At 71.4% G+C, this 18,818-nt stretch carries 17 protein-coding genes; 15 read left to right on the forward strand and 2 right to left on the reverse strand.

All coding sequences use genetic code 11. From position 1 onward, the window contains the following. The first annotated feature begins 16 nt into the window (after positions 1–16). From glmU to BM288_RS08855, 6 genes are all read left to right on the forward strand, one after another. Entirely contained in the window at positions 17–1,459 is a 1,443-nt protein-coding gene (gene glmU, locus BM288_RS08830; RefSeq protein WP_092918066.1) for a bifunctional UDP-N-acetylglucosamine diphosphorylase/glucosamine-1-phosphate N-acetyltransferase GlmU, read from the forward strand. 11 nt (positions 1,460–1,470) lie between these two features. Continuing rightward, on the forward strand, positions 1,471–2,448 hold the full coding sequence (locus tag BM288_RS08835; RefSeq protein ID WP_092918068.1) for a ribose-phosphate diphosphokinase: 978 nt from the start codon (positions 1,471–1,473) through the stop codon (positions 2,446–2,448). A gap of 10 nt (positions 2,449–2,458) precedes the next feature. Further along, positions 2,459–3,580: a methyltransferase domain-containing protein gene (locus BM288_RS08840; RefSeq protein WP_318255444.1), complete on the forward strand. Its 1,122-nt coding sequence runs from the start codon at positions 2,459–2,461 to the stop codon at positions 3,578–3,580. A gap of 268 nt (positions 3,581–3,848) precedes the next feature. Further along, the gene (locus BM288_RS08845; protein ID WP_092918070.1) at positions 3,849–5,579 is read left to right on the forward strand and encodes a sodium:solute symporter family protein; all 1,731 of its coding nucleotides are present in this window, start codon (positions 3,849–3,851) and stop codon (positions 5,577–5,579) included. A 15-nt stretch (positions 5,580–5,594) separates the two neighbouring features. Further along, positions 5,595–5,723: a putative transporter small subunit gene (locus BM288_RS14655; RefSeq protein WP_092918072.1), complete on the forward strand. Its 129-nt coding sequence runs from the start codon at positions 5,595–5,597 to the stop codon at positions 5,721–5,723. 54 nt (positions 5,724–5,777) lie between these two features. Beyond that, positions 5,778–7,124, forward strand: coding sequence for an APC family permease (locus BM288_RS08855; RefSeq protein WP_092918074.1), 1,347 nt, complete (start codon positions 5,778–5,780; stop codon positions 7,122–7,124). A gap of 106 nt (positions 7,125–7,230) precedes the next feature. Here BM288_RS08855 and gndA read toward each other — a convergent pair whose 3' ends face one another. Together gndA and BM288_RS08865 are read right to left on the reverse strand one after the other, a co-directional pair. Further along, the gene (gene gndA / locus BM288_RS08860) at positions 7,231–8,673 is read right to left on the reverse strand and encodes an NADP-dependent phosphogluconate dehydrogenase (RefSeq protein WP_318255445.1); all 1,443 of its coding nucleotides are present in this window, start codon (positions 8,671–8,673) and stop codon (positions 7,231–7,233) included. A 73-nt stretch (positions 8,674–8,746) separates the two neighbouring features. Continuing rightward, entirely contained in the window at positions 8,747–9,631 is an 885-nt protein-coding gene (locus BM288_RS08865; protein WP_092918076.1) for an NAD(P)-dependent oxidoreductase, read from the reverse strand. Positions 9,632–9,731: 100 nt separating this feature from the next. Between BM288_RS08865 and BM288_RS08870 the strand changes: the two genes are divergently transcribed. The 9 genes from BM288_RS08870 (at position 9,732) to BM288_RS08910 (ending at position 18,813) form a co-directional block, all read left to right on the forward strand. Beyond that, positions 9,732–10,523 carry an IclR family transcriptional regulator gene (locus tag BM288_RS08870; protein ID WP_092918078.1) on the forward strand — a complete coding sequence of 264 codons (792 nt, stop codon included), beginning with the start codon at positions 9,732–9,734 and terminating at the stop codon, positions 10,521–10,523. 103 nt (positions 10,524–10,626) lie between these two features. Further along, entirely contained in the window at positions 10,627–12,045 is a 1,419-nt protein-coding gene (locus BM288_RS08875; RefSeq protein ID WP_092918080.1) for an MFS transporter, read from the forward strand. Further along, positions 12,045–12,842: a fumarylacetoacetate hydrolase family protein gene (locus tag BM288_RS08880; protein WP_318255446.1), complete on the forward strand. Its 798-nt coding sequence runs from the start codon at positions 12,045–12,047 to the stop codon at positions 12,840–12,842. Before BM288_RS08875 ends, BM288_RS08880 begins: the two co-directional genes overlap by 1 nt. A 59-nt stretch (positions 12,843–12,901) precedes the next feature. Next, positions 12,902–13,957 carry a D-2-hydroxyacid dehydrogenase gene (locus tag BM288_RS08885; protein ID WP_092918082.1) on the forward strand — a complete coding sequence of 352 codons (1,056 nt, stop codon included), beginning with the start codon at positions 12,902–12,904 and terminating at the stop codon, positions 13,955–13,957. A gap of 26 nt (positions 13,958–13,983) precedes the next feature. Continuing rightward, positions 13,984–14,778, forward strand: a complete 795-nt coding sequence (locus tag BM288_RS08890; protein ID WP_092919024.1) for a glucose 1-dehydrogenase — start codon at positions 13,984–13,986, stop codon at positions 14,776–14,778. Between the two features lie 42 nt (positions 14,779–14,820). Then, positions 14,821–15,882, forward strand: coding sequence for a zinc-binding dehydrogenase (locus tag BM288_RS08895; RefSeq protein WP_092918084.1), 1,062 nt, complete (start codon positions 14,821–14,823; stop codon positions 15,880–15,882). Next, positions 15,879–16,463 carry a gluconokinase gene (locus BM288_RS08900; RefSeq protein WP_177220326.1) on the forward strand — a complete coding sequence of 195 codons (585 nt, stop codon included), beginning with the start codon at positions 15,879–15,881 and terminating at the stop codon, positions 16,461–16,463. The genes BM288_RS08895 and BM288_RS08900 overlap by 4 nt, the downstream gene beginning before the upstream one ends. Before the next feature lie 62 nt (positions 16,464–16,525). After that, positions 16,526–17,935, forward strand: a complete 1,410-nt coding sequence (locus tag BM288_RS08905) for a GntP family permease (RefSeq protein ID WP_092918086.1) — start codon at positions 16,526–16,528, stop codon at positions 17,933–17,935. A 239-nt stretch (positions 17,936–18,174) separates the two neighbouring features. After that, a complete protein-coding gene (locus BM288_RS08910; protein WP_092918088.1) occupies positions 18,175–18,813 on the forward strand; it encodes a 50S ribosomal protein L25/general stress protein Ctc in 639 nt (212 codons plus the stop codon). Positions 18,814–18,818: the final 5 nt, after the last annotated feature.

Raw genomic sequence — 18,818 nt, forward strand, 5'->3', positions numbered from 1 at the left:
CAATCGTACGCATCCGATGGGAGAGACCGTGCCTCAGGTCGCCGTCATCGTGCTCGCCGCTGGCGCGGGCACCCGCATGAAGAGCCGCACGCCGAAGCCGCTGCACCCGCTCGCGGGCAGACCGCTCATCGCCCATGTGCTCAGCACCGCCGGTGAGCTGCACCCCGAGCGCATCGTCACCGTCGTCCGCCACGAGCGCGACCGCATGGCGGAGGCCGTGCTGGAGTTCGCGCCGCACGTGCTCATCGCCGATCAGGATGAGGTGCCGGGCACCGGCCGCGCCGTCGAGCAGGGCCTCGAGGCACTGGGCGAGTTCGACGGCCACGTGGTCGTGCTCTCGGGCGATGTGCCGCTGATCGACGCCGGCACGCTCGGCACGCTGATCGAGCGCCACGAGCGCGAGGCCAACCAACTGACGCTGCTCTCGGCGCACCTGCCCGACCCGACCGGTCTGGGTCGCATCGTGCGCGACGGCGCCGGCACCTTCCTGCGCATCGTCGAGCAGAAGGACGCCTCGGAGGCCGAGCGCGCGATCGACGAGGTCAACGGCGGCATCTACGTCTTCGATGCCGCGGCGCTGCGTGCCGCGCTGCGCACCATCGACCGCGACAACGCGCAGGGCGAGATGTACCTGACGGATGCGGCGGTGCGGATTCAGGCGTCCGGCGGCCGCATCGACGCAGTGCCGGCGGGCGACAGCTGGGCGATCTGGGGCATCAACGATCGCGTGCAGCTCGCCGCCGCCGCGCATGAGCTGAACGACCGCATCATCCGCCGCTGGCAGCGCGCGGGCGTCACGGTCGTCGACCCCGCGTCCACCTGGATCGACGTCGACGTCACGCTCGCGGAGGACGTCACGATCCTGCCTGGCTCGCAACTGCACGGCGCCACCGTCGTCGCCGCCGGCGCCACCATCGGTCCGGACACCACGCTCGTCGACACCGAGGTGGGGGAAGACGCGGTCGTGAGGCGCACCGACGCGACCCTGTCGGTGATCGGCGCCCGCGCATCCGTCGGCCCGTGGTCCTACCTGCGCCCGAACTCGGTCATCGGCGAGGGCGGCAAGATCGGCACGTTCGTCGAGACCAAGAACTCGCAGCTGGGCGCAGGCAGCAAGGTGCCGCACCTGTCGTACATCGGCGACGCGACCATCGGCGCGGGCGTCAACGTCGGCGGCGGCGCCATCACCGCCAACTACGACGGCGTCGACAAGCACCGCACCACCATCGACGATGAGGTGCACACGGGCGTCCACAACAGCTTCGTCGCGCCCGTTAGAATCGGGGCCGGTGCGAAGACCGGAGCCGGTGCCGTCATCCGCAAGGACGTCGAGCCGGGGGCGCTGGCGATCTCGGTCGCACCGCAGCGGAACATGGCGGGCTGGGTCGAGGCGAACCGGCCCGGATCGAAGGCAGCCGACGCAGCCGCGGCGGCGGACACGCACGCACCTGAGGCCTAGGAGGCACCCGAGTGGGATCGATCGTCGCGAAGAACCGCAAGCACCTGGTGCTGGCGACCGGCAGGTCGCATCCGGAGCTCGCGAGCTCTGTGGCAGCAGAGATGGGCGCCGATCTCATGGATGTCGACATCCGCACCTTCGCGAACGGTGAGATCTACGCGCGGTTCCAGGGCTCGGTGCGCGGCGCCGACGTGTTCATCCTGCAGTCGTACTGCCGGCCGGTGAACGAGTGGCTCATGGAGCAGCTCATCATGGTCGATGCCCTCAAGCGCGCGAGCGCCAAGCGCATCACGGTCGTCATGCCGTACTACCCGTATTCCAGGCAGGACAAGAAGGGCCGCGGCCGCGAGCCGATCTCGGCCCGCCTGATCGCCGACCTGTTCAAGACCGCCGGCGCCGACCGCATCATGTCGATCGACATCCACGCCTCGCAGATCCAGGGCTTCTTCGACGGCCCCTTCGACCACCTCTTCGCGATGCCGGTGCTGCTCGAGCACTTCAGGCACACCGTGGACCCCGAGACGCTCACGGTCGTCTCGCCCGACATGGGCCGCGTGCGCGTCGCAGACGTCTGGAGCGACAAGCTGGGCGCCCCGCTCGCGATCATCCACAAGCGCCGCGACCCGCTGGTGCCGAACCAGGTCTCGGTGCACGAGATCGTCGGCAAGGTGCGCGGCCGCACGTGCCTGCTGGTCGACGACATGATCGACACCGGCCGCACGATCGTCAAGGCCGCCGAGGCGCTGAAGGCCAACGGCGCCACGAATGTGATCGTCGCGGCCACGCACGCGATCTTCTCCGACCCGGCCGGCGAGATCCTCAACTCCGACGTCATCGACAAGGTGGTCGTCACCGACACCCTGCCGCTGCGCGACGACCAGCGCTTCGAGAAGCTCGAGGTGCTCTCGATCGCACCGCTGCTGGCTCGCGCCATCACCGAGGTCTTCGAGGACGGCTCGGTCACGAGCCTGTTCGACGGCGCCGCCTGAGCCGCTTCCGATGATCGCGGCCGGCGAGCTGCAGTGCGCCTACTTCGACGCCTGGCGCTGCCGCTCCTGCACGCTGCTCGAGACGCCCTACGTGCGGCAGCTGGCCGAGCAGCAGTCGCGCATCGAGGCGCTGCTGCCCGAGATGCCATGGGATGCGCCGCACGCCAGCGCCGTGGGCGGGTTCCGGAACAAGGCCAAGATGGCCGTCGCCGGCAGCGTCGAGGCGCCGACGCTCGGGATCCTCGCCGTCGACGGCACCGGCATCGACCTGCAGGCATGCCCCCTGCACGAGCAGCCGATCGTCGACGCCATGCCGGTGCTCGAGCAGCTCATCCGCGACGCGCGCCTCACGCCGTACGACGTGCCGAGCCGGCGCGGCGAGCTCAAGCATCTCATCCTCACCTCGTCTCCCGACGGCGAGCTGGCGCTGCGCATCGTGCTGCGCTCCAGCGAGGCGCTGCCACGGATCCGCAAGCACCTCGGGCTGCTCGGCGCGCTGCCGATCGCGAGCGTCTCGGCCAACCTGCAGCCCGAGCACAAGGCGGTGCTGGAGGGCGACGAGGAGCTGCTGCTGGCGGGCACGGGCGTGCTCGAGATGCGCATCAACGGCATCGGCCTGCGCCTGCGCCCGCGCAGCTTCTTCCAGACCAACACCGCGGTGGCGGCCGCGCTCTACCGGCAGGCGACCGCCTGGATCGACGAGGCGGCGCCGGCAAGCCTGCTCGACCTCTACTGCGGCGTCGGCGGCTTCGCGCTGCACGCCGCTCGACCCGGCCGCCGCGTCGCGGGCGTCGAGCTCACGGCCGAGGCCATCGAGGCGGCGCGCGAGACCGCGGCGGCGATGGGGGCGGATGCGTCGTTCACCGTCGGCGACGCCGGCTCCGTCGACCTCGAGGGCGCGCGAGCGCCCGAGCTGGTGGTGGTGAACCCGCCTCGCCGCGGCATCGGCGCGCTCGCGGCGCGACTGGACACATCCGCCGTCTCCCGCGTCGTCTACTCGAGTTGCAACCCGGTGACGCTCGCGAGGGATGTGGCCGCGATGCCCGGTTTCCGGCCGGTGCGCGGGCAGGTGTTCGACATGTTCCCGCACACCGAGCACGCCGAGGTGCTGGTCGAGCTCGAGCGTCGCTGACCGACCGCGCGCCCAGCTCAGCAACCTCTCGATTGGCTTTGACGCGCCATTGATGCGACAGTGGAAGCACTGGCCCATGGCCAGCGCCGGTGCACAGATCGCCTCGCCCGGGTCGTTTGCAGAGGATTCGCAGACCCGCTTGTGCGGCGCCGGTGGCGCCCCGCGGGAGAGCCCCGCGAGATCGAGCTCGACTCGATATGAGCCGTCAGCGCGGCGCGCCTTCGGCGTGCCCGCGCGACCCAGGTGGGCGCCTGAAGAGAGGATCAGGATGCCGCCCCAGGAGATCATGCAGCTCGGAATCGGGGCGGTCATCGTGCTGCTCGTCGTCTTCTACGGCGGCACGCTGCTGATGACCTTCGGCATCGGCCGCAAGCAGGAGAACGCCGACGGCTACATGACCGCCGGCAACACGATCGGCTTCGGCATCTCCGCCGCCTCGATGACCGCCACCTGGATCTGGGCGTCGTCGATGTACGCCTCCGCGACCGCCGGCTACACCTACGGCATCTCCGGGCCCATCCACTACGGGCTCTGGGGCGCGCTGATGATCCTGTTCATCTACCCCTTCGGCAGGCGCATCCGCACGGTGGCGCCGAGAGCGCACACCCTCGCCGAGGTCATGTACGCCCGCCACGGCCGATCCTCGCAGCTGATGCTCGCCGGCTCCAACGTGCTCGGCTCGGTCATCTCGCTCACCTCGAACTTCATCGCCGGCGGCGCGCTCATCGCCATGCTGTCGCCGCTGGACTTCGGCGCGGGCATCCTCATCATCGCCGGCGGCGTGCTGCTCTACACGCTCTGGTCGGGCTTCCGCGCCTCGGTGCTGACCGACTTCGCGCAGGTGATGGCCATGCTCGGCGCGGTCGTCATCGTCATCCCGGTGATCTTCGTCGCCGCCGGCGGGCCCTCCATGTTCGAGGCGGGCGTCGCCGCCGGCCACGTGACGCCGCAGCAGCAGGACTTCTTCTCTTCGGACGCGTTCCTCAACCAGGGTGCGCCGTACATCGCCGCCGTGCTGGCCTACGCGATCGGCAACCAGACCATCGCGCAGCGGCTGTTCGCGGTGCGCGAGGATCTCATCAAGCCGACCTTCATCACCGCCACCATCGGCTACGGCGCCACGGTGATCGGCATCGGCATGGTGGGCGTCATGGCGCTCTACCTGGGCATCGACCCGATGAACGGCGACATCAACAACCTGCTGCCGCAGATGGCCGCCACCTACCTGCCCTGGGCGCTGCTGGCGCTCGCGTTCGTGATGATCATCGGCGCGCTCTCGTCGACGGCCGATTCCGACCTGGCCGCGCTCTCCTCGATCGTGATGACCGACGTCTACGGGCAGTCGGTGGGCAAGGACAAGGCGAACCCGAGGACGATGCTGCTCATCGGCAGGCTGACGATGATCGTGGCCACCGGCGCCGCGCTCTTCTTCGCCACCAGCCAGTTCAACATCCTCGACCTGCTGGTGTTCGTCGGCGCGCTCTGGGGCTGCCTGGTCTTCCCGGTGATCGCATCGTTCTACTGGAAGAAGGTCACCAACGTCGCGTTCACGGCGGCCGTGCTGACCGCCCTCGTGGTGTTCGTGCCGGTGCGCTTCGAGTGGGTCTCGCTCACCGGCCTGCTCGCGCTGCCGTTCGAGATCCTCGCGACGGTCGGCATCGGCGTCGTGCTCGGCATCATGGCGTTCGGCTTCTTCGGGCTGCGCACGGGCGCCGCGGTCGGCGTGCTCGCGACCCTCGCTGCGGCCCCGTTCACGCTCTTCTTCCTGCGGGACTACACGGTGCTGTCGGCCTCGCTGATCGCCTACGCCGTCTCCTTCCTGGTCTGCTCCCTGCTGTCGTTCCGATCCAAGCAGCGCTTCGACTTCTCCACCATCAAGGACCTCACGGGCGACTTCGACCCGGAGACGGAGACGACGGATGTGGCAGGTGCCGTACCGCGGGACACCGCGGGTGACGCAGAGGGTGCCGGCACCACCGCCGCACGAGCACGAGACTGACCGGAGGGATTCCCCATGACCATCGCGCTGACCATCTACTTCCTCGTCTGGCCCGTGATCGTCGCCGGCGTGCTGTTCGTCATCGCCCGCGGCTTCTTCCGTGAGCTGCGCGCGGCCAAGCGGGAGGGCCGCCCGATCATCTGATCGGCGCGGCGGTGCAGCACCGGCCGTTCACCCGGTGCCGCTACCGTCGTCCGCGTGACCCAGCTCGAGCGCCGCATCGGCGTGCCCGGGGCCATCGCGATCGGCCTCGGCGCCATGATCGGCGCCGGCCTGTTCTTCGTGTGGGCGCCGGCGGCGGCACTCGCGGGGCCGATGCTGCCGGCGGCGATCGCGCTCGCCGGCGGGATCGCGGTGCTCAACGCGCTCTCCACCGCGCAGCTCGCGATGGAGCACCCCGTCTCCGGCGGCGCCTACGCGTACGGGCGCGCGGAGGTGGGGGAGCGGGTGGGCTTCGCCGCCGGCTGGATGTTCCTCACGGGCAAGACCGCGTCCGCCGCGGCGATCGCGGTGATCGCGGGGCAGCACCTCTGGCCAGAGCATGCGCAGTGGGTCGCAGCCGCCGCAGTCGCGGCGCTCGCGGTGCTCAACATGCTGGGCGTGCGCGTGACCGCCTGGGTCTCGAGCGCCATCGTCGGGGTCGTGCTCGTGGTGGTGCTCGGTGCGCTGGTCTGGGCGGCAGCAGGCGGCCCGACCGCCGAGCCCGACGGCTGGCTCGCGTACGCGCCGCTGTCGCAGCAGCACGTCGGCACCAGCGGCGACTTCGTCTTCGTCGGCGGCACGGGCGGCGTGCCGGCGGCCGGCCCGCTCGGTTGGCTCACCGCCACCGGCTTGCTCTTCTTCGCCTTCGCGGGCTACGCCCGCATGGCCACGCTCGGCGAGGAGGTGCGGCGCCCGCGGCGCACCCTGCCGATCGCGATCATCGTCGGTCTCGCGGTGGTGCTGGCGCTCTACGCGGCGGCCGGCTGGGCCACGAGCGCACGCCTGGGCGCTCTGCTGCCGGTCTCTGCCACACCGCTCGCCGATCTCGTCGGCGACCCGGTGCTGCACGTGGTCGTGCTGGGCGCCGGTGCGCTGGCCTGCCTCGGCTCCCTGATGGGCATCCTCGCCGGCCTGAGCCGCACGGGTCTGGCGATGGCCAGGAACGGCGACCTGCCGGGACCGCTGGGCCTCATCGCCGACCGCACCCGCACACCCGTCGTCGCCGAGGCCACGACCGCGCTGGTCGCCATCGCTGCCGCGCTGCTGCTGCCGGCCGGCAGCCTGGTCGCCTTCTCGTCGACCTGCGTGCTGACGTATTACGCGATTGCCCACCTGTCGGCGGTGCGCATGCGCGCGGCCAGCCGCGCTCGCGCGGGCGCTTCGGACGCGGGGGCGTCCGGCGCGGTGCGGATGTGGCTGCCCGCCTGGGTGCCATGGCTCGGCATGGTCGCCTGCCTGGCAGTGGTGCTGACGCTGCCGTGGCTGGGCGTGCTGGGTGCCGTCGCCTGGCTGGCGCTGGGGCTCGCGGCGCGAGCGCTGCTGCGCCGCCGCGCCACGCGCTGATCGCGCGCTGCGGAAGCCCCGCGCGGCCGAAGCCCCGCGCGCGGCTGTCGTCGCGCTGCAGGCGGCGCGCCGCGCCGCTGAGCCGCGCGGCGGATGCGTCAGCGCGTCAGTGCGTGTCGGTCGCCGCGATCTCGGTGCGGTCGCCCGACCACTGCGTGTGGAAGGTGCCCTCGCGGTCGACGCGACGGTACGTGTGCGCGCCGAAGAAGTCGCGCTGGCCCTGCACGAGCGCTGCGGGCAGACGGTCAGCACGCAGGCCGTCGTAGTACGCGAGCGACGACGAGAACGCCGGCGAGGGGATGCCCGCCTGCGCCGCGGCGACGACCACGCGGCGCCAGGCTTCCTGCGTGCGGCCGACGACTTCGCGGAAGTACGGCGCCAGGATCAGTGCCGGCAGCTCGGGCGTCGTGGCGTACGCCTCGGTGATGTCGTTCAGGAACCGGGCGCGGATGATGCAGCCGGCACGCCAGATGCGAGCGACCTCGCCCTTCTGGATATCCCAGCCGTGCTCCTCGGCCGCGGCGACGATCTCGTCGAAGCCCTGCGAGTACGCGACGACCTTCGACGCGAACAGGGCCTGTCGCACGTCCTCGATGAACGCATCCGCATCGTCGACCTTCCACGCCTCGGCCGGTCCGGGCAGATCGGTCGCTGCGGCGCGCTGCGCGAGCTTGGAGGAGAGCGAGCGGGCGAAGACGGCCTCGGCGATGCCGGAGACCGGCACGCCCAGGTCGAGGGCGGTCTGCACGGTCCACGCTCCGGTGCCCTTGGCTCCTGCGGCGTCGAGGATGATGTCGACGAGCGGCTTGCCGGTGTCGGCGTCGACCTGGCGCAGCACCTCTGCGGTGATCTCGATCAGGTACGACTCGAGCTCGCCGGTGTTCCACTCGTCGAAGACGTCCGCGATCTCGGCGGGCGACTTGCCGGTGCCGCGGCGGATGAGGTCGTAGGCCTCAGCGATCAGCTGCATGTCGGCGTACTCGATGCCGTTGTGCACCATCTTCACGAAGTGGCCGGCGCCGTCGGTGCCGATGTGCGTCACGCACGGCTCGCCCTCGGCGACCGCGGCGATCGAGCGCAGGATAGGGCCGAGCGTCTCGTACGACTCGGCGGTGCCGCCGGGCATCAGCGAGGGGCCGTTCAGCGCGCCCTCCTCGCCGCCGGAGATGCCGCAGCCGACGAAGTGGATGCCGGTCTCGCGCACCGCTGCCTCGCGGCGGATGGTGTCGGTGAACAGCGCGTTGCCGCCGTCGACGATGATGTCGCCGGGCTCGAAGACGCTCGCCAGCTCGTCGATCACGGCGTCGGTGGCCCTGCCGGCCTTCACCATGATGATCGCCGTGCGCGGCGTCTGCAGGCTGTCGGCCAGCTCCTGCATCGTGGCGGCCTTCACGAAGCCCGCCTCGGGGTGCGCGGCGATCAGATCGTCGGTCTTGGAGGTCGTGCGGTTGTAGACCGCGACGGTGTTGCCCTCGCGGCTGGCGAGGTTGCGGGCGAGGTTCGAACCCATCACGGCGAGGCCGACGACGGCGATGTTGGCGTTGGTCACGATGGTCCTCCTGGACGGTCGGGTCTGCACTCAGGCTAGTCAGGGGCGGATGCGCGCGGTTGCGCCGGTGCGCTCAGCGCTCGGCGATGACGCGGCGCGCGACGGTGATGTCGCGCTCGCCATGGCCGCGCTCGACGATCTCGTCGAAGAACGCGCGCAGCGTGGGCAGGAGCGCCGGGTTGGTGCCGGTCGCCTCCGCCACGTCGGCAGCGAAGGAGAGGTCCTTGATCATGTAGCGCGCGATGCCGGAGGGGGAGTCGTCGCCGCCGACGAGCTGCTGCTTGCGGCTCGCGAGCAGGTTGGAGCCCGCGTAGCCGCCGCCGAGCAGCGTCCACAGCGCGTCGAGGTCGATGCCCGAGCGCTCCGCGAGCACCGTCGCCTCGCCGAGCGCGGTGATGGTGGCCGAGACGACGAGCTGGTTGCAGGCCTTCGCCACCTCGCCGGCACCCAGCGGGCCCAGGTGCACCGGTCGGCCGCAGGGCGCGAGCAGCTGCGCGGCGCGGGCGGTGTCAGGGGCATCGCCGCCGAGCATGATCGAGAGCGTGCCGGCCTCGGCGCCGTCCACCCCGCCGGAGACGGGGCTGTCGACGACCCGCACCCGACCGCCGGTCGCCTGGTCGAGGCGGGCGGCGAGCTCGCGCACGCCGGTCGGCGATGACGTCGAGCCGATCATGAGCAGCAGGCTGCGCTCGTCGCCGAGGCCGGCGAGCAGCCCGTCGTCACCCGCGAGTGCCTGCTCGAGCTGCGGCAGGTCCGGCAGCATTGCAAGCACAGCGCCGGCGCGCTCGGCGAGCTCGCGCGGTGTCGCCGCCCACTCGGCGCCCGCGTCGACCAGCTCGGGCTTGGGAGAGCGGCCCGTGATGACGACGGTTGCCTCGCGCAGCAGCCGCCGCACCATGGGCGCGCCCATGGCTCCCAGCCCGATGACCCCGACGATCTCGTCACGCGTCTGCTCCATGGCGTCAGGATAGCCCGCGCCCAGCATGTCGAACAGTGTCCACCCCCCTGACTTCGTCGTAGGGTGGGGCGCATCAGCCACCGACCGCGAAGGAGCGGCCATGACCGACACGACCGACAGGACCGATCGTGGTCCCGCACCGGCGGTGACGCGCGCGCTGCGCATCCTCACGCTGCTGGCCGAGGCCGAGGGCGTGCCGATGACGCTGAGCGAGATCGCGCGATCGCTGGGCATCGCGAAGTCGTCCACCGCCAACCTCTGCATCGTGCTGGAGGAGGGCGGCATGATCGAGCGCGACCCGGCCGGCTACCGGCTGGGGCGGCGCACGGCCGAGCTGGGCGGTGCCTTCGCGCTGCAGTTCAACCAGGTGCGCGAGTTCTACCGCGCCGTGGCCGCGTCGCCCCTGCTGCATCGCGAGGTCGTGCAGATCGCGATGCTCGACGGCACGCACGCGCTGTATCTCGCGCGGCACGAGGGCCGCACGCCGTACCGGCTGGGCACACCGCTCGGCTCGCGGCTGCCCGCCGCGCTCAGCGCCACCGGCATCGCGCTGCTCGCGCGCCTGGGCGACCAGCAGGTGCGTGCGCTGCTGTCGCCGGAGGAGCCGTTCCCCGGGCTGACGGCCGACAGCATCACGACCGTCGACGCGCTGCTCCCGCAGCTCGACGAGGTCCGCGCGCTCGGCTACGCGGTCGATCGGGGCGGCTCGTTCGGCGGCATCACCGGCGTCGCGGTGGCCCTGGAGGGGTGGGCGCCGAGCGATCCGGCGCTCGCGATGGGTGCCGCGCTGCCCGCCGAGCAGGCCGACGAGGAGCGCATCGCGAGCGTCGGCGCCGCACTGCTCGAGGTCGCCGCCGTGCTGACGAATCCGCTCGGGGGACGCCCGGCCTGAGCGACACTCCGCAGCGCCCGTCCAGTGGGTTGTACGTCGTTCACTCTGGTGGTAGCGTCACGGCAAGCAACGCAGCACCCACGCCTGTCAAGGGAGATGGTTCGTGACCGACACCACATCGCGCCCCGCGCATACCGACGACCCCGAGTACGCCGCCAATCTGCGGCGCGCGACGCTCGCCTCGAGCGTCGGCAGCGCGCTCGAGTACTTCGACTTCGCCCTCTACGGGCTCTCGTCAGCGCTGATCTTCAACGTGCTGTTCTTCTCGAACCTCGACCCGGCGATGGGCGTGGTCGCAGCGTTCGCCTCGTTCGGCGTCGGCTTCGCGGCGCGCCCGCTGGGCGGCCTCTTCTTCGGCACCATCGGCGACCGCATCGGGCGCAAGTGGGTGCTGGTCGTCACGATCCTGCTGATGGGCGGGGCGACGACGCTCATCGGCCTGCTGCCGACGTACGAGACCATCGGCATCTGGGCGCCGATCCTGCTCACCGTGCTGCGCCTGCTGCAGGGCTTCGGCGCCGGTGCCGAGCAGGCCGGCGCCACGGTGCTGATGGCCGAGTACTCGCCGGTGGGCCGACGCGGCTTCTTCTCGTCGCTGCCATTCATCGGCATCCAGCTCGGCACGCTGATGGCCGCGGTCGTCTTCTCGATCCTGTCCTCGCTGCCCGAGGACGTCTTCCTCGGCTGGGCCTGGCGCATCCCCTTCATCCTGTCGTTCGTGCTCATCCTGGTGGCGCTGTTCATCCGCATGCGCCTGCGCGAGACGCCGACCTTCATCGAGCTCGAGAAGCACGAGCAGATCGCCGACAGGCCGATCCGCGACATCTTCACCAGGGGCCTGCCGGGCGTGGTCGTCGGCATCGGCCTGCGGATGGCCGAGAACGGCGGCTCGTACATGTTCCAGAACCTGGCGCTCGCGTTCGTCGCGACCGCCGGCACCGGCGCCTTCATCGCCAGCCCCGTCGACCGCGGCGTCGCCACCTGGGGCGTCACGATCGGTTCGCTCATCGGCATGGCGGTCATCCCGCTCACCGGGCACCTCTCCGACCGCTTCGGCCGGCGAGCGGTCTACCGCTTCGGCTCGGTGTTCATGCTGCTCTACACGTTCCCGGCCTGGTGGCTGCTCTCGCTCGGCGACCCCGCGATCGTGATCGCCGTCATCGCGCTCGGCATCGGCATCGCCGTCAACACCATGCTCGGCCCGCAGTGCGCGATGCTGCCGGAGCTGTTCGGCAACCGCCACCGCTACCTCGGCGTCGCGATGGCGCGCGAGATCTCTGCCGTGCTCGCGGGCGGCCTGGCCGGTGTGCTGGGCGCCTACCTGCTCGTCACCTCGGACGGCGACTGGCTGATGCCCGCCATCTACATGGCCACGCTCGCGCTGATCACGACCGCCTCGACCTTCCTCGTCCCCGAGACGCGCGGTCGCGACCTGCTGCGGCTCGACGACGCCGTGCGCGTCTCGGCCGGCGAGAGTGGCGATGCCGAGCGGCAGCCGGTCTCCGCCAGCGCCCGCGCCTGATGCGCATCGCCAGGGTCGCCCCGATCGGCCGGCCGGATGTCGTCCTGCACGCGCGGCCGGTCGGGGCGATCGGGCCCGACGGCCTCCCCGAGGGGTGGATGCCGGTCGACGACCCCTACCGCACGATCGCCCGGGGCGGGGAAGCCCGCGACGCCTCGAACGCGGCGATGCCCGCATCGAGCGTCGTGCTCCTGCCCCCGGCCGCGCCGACCGTCCTGGTCGGCATCGCGCAGAACCGCGGCGCGAACGAGCACCCGCTGCCCGTGCAGGCATGGCTGAAGAGCCCGCGCACGGTGGTCGCGCACGGCGAGCCCGTGCGCGCCCGCCGCGATGCGGGTCGGGTGGTCGCCGAGGCCGAGATCGGCATCGTGATCGGCCGCGACACGGGCGACCCGACCGCACCGGCGCTGCAGGAGGCGAACGCGCACGAGTTCGTGCTCGGGGTCACCGCCGTGAACGACCTCTCCTATCCCGATCGCGCGCAGCTCGATGCGCGCAACTTCGAGTCGAAGGGCGGCGACGGCTCGACGCCGCTCGGTCCCTGGATCGACACCGATGCATCGATCGACGCGCTGCCGTTCGCGCTCGAGCTCGACGGCGAGCGCGTCTGCGACACGAGCGCCGAGGCGATGCCCGTCCCCGTGCGCGAAGCCCTCGCCTATGTCGCCCGCTGGGTGCGCCTCGGCCCCGGCGACGTCGTGATGGCGGGCGCCCCGCACTCGAACCACGAGGCGCATCCTGGCCAGACGATCACCGTGATCGTCGGCGACGTGCGCCTCGAGACGCCGCTGCGCTGACGCGCACATCCCTAGGTCGTCCGCGACCGCATGACTAGCCTGGAGCCGAAGGAGCACCCATGCCCGAGCACACCCTGAAGGTCGCCGTCGCCGTCAGCCTCGACGACGCATCCGCCCAGCGCATCGTGGAGCTCGAACCGCGCATCGAGCTGCTGCGGGACCCGGCCCTCACCCGGCCGTGGCGCTGGACGGGCGACTGGGAGGGCGAGCCCGGGTGGCAGCGCAGCCCCGAGCAGCAGGCGGCCTTCGAGTCGATGCTCGATGGGGCGGATGCGCTGTTCGGGCTGCCGGACGTCTCACCGGCCGCGCTCGCCCGCGCGGTGCGCGCGAACGAGCAGCTGCGCTGGGTGCACACCACCGCCGCCGGCGGCGGCGGCCAGGTGAAGGCCGCGCAGCTGACCGAGCAGGAGCTCGAGCGCGTCGTGGTGACCACCAGCGCCGGCATGCATGCCTCGACGCTCGCCGAGTGGGCGGTCTTCGGGGTGCTCGCGGGGGCGAAGGGCCTGCGCCGGCTCGAGGCCGACCAGGCCGCGCGCACCTGGGGCGACGGTCGCCGCATCATGCGCCATGTGAGCGAGATGACGGTGCTGGTCGTCGGGCTCGGCGGCATCGGCACGGTCGTCGCCGAGCGCTTCGCCGCCCTCGGCGCGACCGTCTGGGGCACCACCCGCAGCGGTGCGCCGGTGCCGAACGTCGAACGCCTGGTGCCGATGGACGAGCTGGTCGCCGCAGCCGGCGAGGTCGACGCGATCATCAACACGCTGCCCGGCACCGAGCTCACCACCGGCCTGATCGGCGCCGACGTGCTCGGTGCCGCGCGGCCCGACACCATCCTCGTCAACGTCGGCCGGGGCTCCGTCGTCGACGAGCCGGCGCTGCTCGACGCGCTCGATGCCGGCCGCATCGGCTTCGCCGCGCTCGACGTCACCGCGATCGAGCCGCTGCCGCAGGAGAGTCGCATCTGGGACCACCCGAGCGTGCTGCTGAGCCCGCACACCGCGGCGCTGTCGGTGCAGGAGCCGCACCGCATCGCCGAGCTCTTCGCCGCCAACGCCACCCGGCTGCTCGACGGGCTGCCGCTGCAGAACATCATGAGCACGAAGGAGTTCTACTGATGGCCACCGGCTTGACTCCCACGGGCATGACTCCCGCCGGTACCGCTCGCACGGGCACCGCGCTGTTCGACCTCACCGGCCGCACCGCGCTCGTCACCGGCTCCGGCCAGGGCATCGGCCGCGCGCTGGCGCAGGGCCTCGCCGAGGCCGGCGCCACCGTCGTCGTGCACGGCCGCGACCGCGCCAAGGCCGAGCGGGCCGCGAGCGAGATCGCCGCCTCGACCGGCCGCGAGACCCACGTCGCGATCTTCGACGTGACGGATGCGTCGGCCGTCGACGCCGGGGTCGCCGACGTCGAGGCGCGGCTCGGCACCCCCGACATCCTGGTGAACAACGCCGGCATCCAGCGGCGCAACCCGATCGCCGAGTTCGCCGACGAGGACTGGCACGACCTCGTCGCCACCAACCTCACCAGCGCCTTCCTGCTCTCGCGCCGGGTCGCGCAGGGCATGATCGAGCGCGGCTCGGGCCGCATCGTCTCGATCGGCTCGGTGCAGTCGCAGCTGGCGCGCCCGTCGATCGCCCCCTACAGCGCCACGAAGGGCGCGATCGTGATGCTCACGAAGGGCCTGTGCGCCGACCTCGCCCCGCACGGCATCAGCGTCAACGCGCTCGCGCCCGGCTACTTCGCCACCGAGCTCACCCAGAAGCTCGTCGACGACGCCGAGTTCTCGGCCTGGGTCGCGCAGCGCACACCGGCGGGCCGCTGGGGCGACGTCGCCGATCTGGTCGGCACGCTCGTGTTCCTCTCGAGCGACGCGGCGGCGTTCGTCAACGGGCAGACCATCTACGTCGACGGCGGCATGACGGCGGTCGTCTGACGCATCGCGGGCCGAATCGGCCGGCAGCAGGAGGAGGAAGCCATGAGCGAGAACCTGGCGCTGGTCGCCCATGCCAAGGAGGACGTGCGCGTCGAGGGTCTGCCGGAGCCGGCACCGGCGCCGGACGAGGCCGTCGTCGCGATCGCCTACGGCGGCATCTGCGGCTCCGACCTGCACTACTGGCTGCACGGCGCAGCCGGCCAGTCGATCCTGCGCGAGCCCATGGTGCTCGGGCACGAGATCGTCGGCACGGTGCTCGCCGCCGCCGCCGACGGCAGCGGGCCGGCGGCCGGCACGCGCGTGGCCGTGCACCCCGCCACCGAGGGCGACGACGGCACGGCACCGTACCCATCCGATCGCCCCAACCTCAGCCCCGCGGGCACCTACCTCGGCTCCGCCGCCCGCATGCCGCACACGCACGGCGCCTTCGCCAGCCGCGTCGCCCTGCCGAGCCGCATGCTGCGCAGCATCCCCGAGGGGCTCGAGCTGCGCCTGGCCGCGCTCGCCGAGCCCGCCGCCGTCGCCTGGCACGGCGTCGGCCAGGCGGGCGAGATCACCGGCAGGCGCGTGCTCGTCATCGGCGCCGGCCCGATCGGCGCGCTCGCGATCGCGGTGGCGAAGCACCACGGTGCGAGCGAGATCATCGCCACCGACCTGCACGCGCACCCGCGCGCACTCGCCGAGCGGCTCGGCGCCACGGCGATGGAAGCGACGGATGCGGCGGGCATCGCGAGCGTGCACGCCGACGTCGTCATCGAGTCGTCGGGCACCGTGCCCGGGCTCGCTGCAGCCATCAGCGGCGCTCGCCGCGGCGGCACAGTCGTGATGCTCGGCCTGCAGCGTGCCGGCGACATCGGGGTGCCGATGGCCAGCGCGATCACGCGGGAGCTCACGCTCGTCGGCTCGTTCCGCTTCAACGACGAGATCGACGAGGTGCTCGCCGCGCTCGCGGACGGCTCGCTCGACGCCGGGCCCGTCATCAGCCACGAGCTGCCGATCGGCGACGGCCTGCGCGCCCTCGAGCTCGCGCGCGACGCTTCCGTATCCTCGAAGGTGCTGCTGACGTTCCCGGCGGCCGAGCAGGATGAAGGAGCCCAGCCATGAGCGAGACGCGCTACCCCTCGATGATCATCATGGGCGTGCAGGGCTCGGGGAAGTCGACCATCGGCGCCGCGCTCGCACAGCGGCTCAACATCGACTTCATCGACGGCGACGACCTGCACCCGAGGGCCAACAAGGACAAGATGGCCGGCGGCACCCCGCTCACCGATGAGGATCGGGTGCCGTGGCTCAAGACCATCGGCCAGACCATCGCCGACGGCACCGCCAAGGGTCGCGTCACCATCGTCGCCTGCTCGGCGCTCAAGCGCTGGTACCGCGAGCTGCTGCGCTCGAGCGATCCCTCGCTCGTCTTCGTGCACCTGGTGGGCGAGAAGGGGCTGCTGGCCGACCGCCTCGCGCACCGCGATCACGAGTACATGCCCTCGACCCTCCTCGAGAGCCAGATCGACACCCTCGAGCCGCTGGCCGAGTGGGAGCACGGCATCGCCATCTCCGTCGAGCAGACCCCCGCCGCGATCGTCGACGAGGTCACCCGCATCCTGATGGCCCGCGCGGCGGGCCGCACCGTCGAGCCCGACCCGGGCACGACGATCACCGGCACGATCGACATCCAGACCGGCTGATCCCCGCGCCGCCACCGGCGGCAGCTCCTCCCTCGCACCGCACGCACAAAGGAGTCAGACCCATGGAAGACCTCGTTCTCAACTGGGACCTCGGGACCGGAGGGCTGCTGCTGCTCGCGGCGGCTTCGATCGCGTTCCTGCTCGTCCTCATCATGACGTTCAAGATCCACGCCTTCCTGGCGCTGATGATCACGAGCCTGCTGACCGCCGTCGCCGCGGGCATCCCCTTCAACCAGCTCATGGCGGCGATCGCCTTCGGCTTCAACCCGACGCTCGGCAGCGTCATGCTGCTGGTCGCGCTGGGCGCGATGCTCGGCCGCATGATCGAGACCTCCGGCGGCGCCAGAGTGCTGACGGACAAGCTCATCGAGTGGTTCGGCGAGCAGCGGGCCGCCATGGCCGTCGGCGTCGCGAGCCTGCTGATGGGCTTCCCGATCTTCTTCGACGCCGGCCTCGTCGTGATGCTGCCGATCATCTACGCGGTCTCGCGCCGACTCGGCGGCTCGCTGCTCACGGTTGCGTTCCCCGCCGCGCTGGCGTTCAGCAGCATGCACATCTTCGTGCCGCCGCACCCCGGGCCGGTCTCCGCATCCGCGATCCTCGGTGCCGACGTCGGGCTCGTCCTGCTCCTCGGCCTCGTGGTCGCGCTCCCGGTCTGGTACGTCGTCGGCGTGCTCTTCAGCAAGTGGGTCGCTCGCAGGTACGACGTCGCGGTGCCGTCGATCCTCGGAGGCCCGTCGGACGATGAGAACGAGATGGAGTCGAACCCTGCGTTCGGCAAGATCATCTTCCTGCTCGTGCTGCCGCTCGTGCTCATCCTGATGAACACGGGGCTCAACATGTTCGCCTCGACGCAGGAGGACCCGGACGCCTTCAAGGCTGAGCCCGTGATCGCGCTGCTGCGCACCCTCGGCGAGACGCCCATCGCGCTGCTCATCACGGTGATCGTCTCCATGTGGCTGCTCGGCTGGGGGATGGGCAAGGCCGGCACCCTGATCGAGAAGGTCGCCGACAGCGCGCTCGGACCGATCGCCTCGGTCGTGCTCGTCACCGGTGCCGGCGGCATGTTCGGAGGCGTGCTGCGCGTCACGGGCATCGGCGACGCGATCGCCGAGTCGCTCAACTCCATCGGCATGCCGGTCATCGTCGCTGCCTTCCTCATCGCCCAGATCGTCCGCATCGCGCAGGGCTCGGCCACGGTCGCGCTCACCACGGCCGCCTCGCTGATGGCCGGCGTGGTCGTCGACGGCGGCTTCAACCCGGTCGAGGTCGCCGCGATCGTGCTCGCGACCGCTGCCGGCTCCGTGGGCTTCAGCCACGTGAACGACTCGGGCTTCTGGCTGGTCAGCAAGTTCTTCGGCATGGATGTGAAGACGACCCTCAAGACCTGGACGGTCGCGCAGGGCCTGATGGCCATCGTCGGCTTCATCATCTCGTTCGCGATCTACCTGGTCGGCGGGCTGTTCGGCTAGCCGACTTTCAGCGAGGCCCGGGACGGGCCTCGGCGCTGGGGTCGCGGCGGAGACCCGAAAGGGTCTCCGCTTCCGAGCTCCACCGCGCAGCTCCAGCGTGCTGTAGGATCAGAGGCTGAACTTCGGCGAGGGATGCAGAGGCATCCGTGATCGACGCGGTGGGAGCAGCGGACCAGGTCCTCACGCTTGCGCGTTCGAGTCGACAATTTGACGGGCTGCGGCCCACGAGGAGCACTTCCATGAGCACCGAATACGACAAGCTCGAGACCGAGACCCGCGAGTCCTTCGGCAAGGGCGCGGCCCGCAAGCTTCGCGCCGCCGGCAAGGTCCCGGGCGTCCTCTACGGCCACGGCACCGCGGCGCAGCACCTGACCGTCGACGCGCACGCGCTCTACCTGCTGGTGCGCCGCTCGAACGCCATCATCGACCTGCAGATCGACGGCAAGTCGCAGCTCGCGCTCGTCAAGGACGTGCAGCGCAACCCGGTGCTGCAGGGCAAGCCCGCCATCGAGCACGTCGACCTCGTGATCGTCAAGAAGGGCGAGAAGGTCATCGTCGACGTGCCTGTGCACATCGAGGGCGAGTCGGCTCCCGGCACCATCGCGAACCACGAGACCGTTGCGATCTCGATCGAGGTCGAGGCGCTGCACATCCCCGACACGATCGTCGTCTCGATCGAGGGCCTCGAGGAGGGCGCGCACATCCTCGCCGGCGACGTCGAGCTGCCCAAGGGCGCGACGCTGCTTACCGACGCCGAGATGCTGGTCGTGGGCATCATGACGCCCGCCGCCCCGTCGCTCGACGAGGACGAGACCGCAGCCGAGGGCGAGACCGCCGAGGCAGCGGCCGAGCAGGCCGAAGAGGCCGCAGCGGAGTAACGCTC

Origin of the sequence: Agrococcus baldri (assembly GCA_900114805.1) — a bacterium.
Classification (GTDB): Bacteria; Actinomycetota; Actinomycetes; order Actinomycetales; family Microbacteriaceae; genus Agrococcus; species Agrococcus baldri.

Coding starts and splice junctions, on each gene's coding strand:
- BM288_RS08840 (WP_318255444.1), top strand. CDS start 2,459: ATGATCGCGGCCGGCGAGCTGCAGTGCGCCTACTTCGACGCCTGGCGC.
- BM288_RS08900 (WP_177220326.1), top strand. CDS start 15,879: ATGAGCGAGACGCGCTACCCCTCGATGATCATCATGGGCGTGCAGGGC.
- BM288_RS08845 (WP_092918070.1), top strand. CDS start 3,849: ATGCCGCCCCAGGAGATCATGCAGCTCGGAATCGGGGCGGTCATCGTG.
- BM288_RS08890 (WP_092919024.1), top strand. CDS start 13,984: ATGACTCCCGCCGGTACCGCTCGCACGGGCACCGCGCTGTTCGACCTC.
- BM288_RS08895 (WP_092918084.1), top strand. CDS start 14,821: ATGAGCGAGAACCTGGCGCTGGTCGCCCATGCCAAGGAGGACGTGCGC.
- BM288_RS08865 (WP_092918076.1), bottom strand. CDS start 9,631: ATGGAGCAGACGCGTGACGAGATCGTCGGGGTCATCGGGCTGGGAGCC.
- BM288_RS08870 (WP_092918078.1), top strand. CDS start 9,732: ATGACCGACACGACCGACAGGACCGATCGTGGTCCCGCACCGGCGGTG.
- glmU (WP_092918066.1), top strand. CDS start 17: ATGGGAGAGACCGTGCCTCAGGTCGCCGTCATCGTGCTCGCCGCTGGC.
- BM288_RS08880 (WP_318255446.1), top strand. CDS start 12,045: ATGCGCATCGCCAGGGTCGCCCCGATCGGCCGGCCGGATGTCGTCCTG.
- BM288_RS08885 (WP_092918082.1), top strand. CDS start 12,902: ATGCCCGAGCACACCCTGAAGGTCGCCGTCGCCGTCAGCCTCGACGAC.
- BM288_RS08910 (WP_092918088.1), top strand. CDS start 18,175: ATGAGCACCGAATACGACAAGCTCGAGACCGAGACCCGCGAGTCCTTC.
- BM288_RS14655 (WP_092918072.1), top strand. CDS start 5,595: ATGACCATCGCGCTGACCATCTACTTCCTCGTCTGGCCCGTGATCGTC.
- BM288_RS08905 (WP_092918086.1), top strand. CDS start 16,526: ATGGAAGACCTCGTTCTCAACTGGGACCTCGGGACCGGAGGGCTGCTG.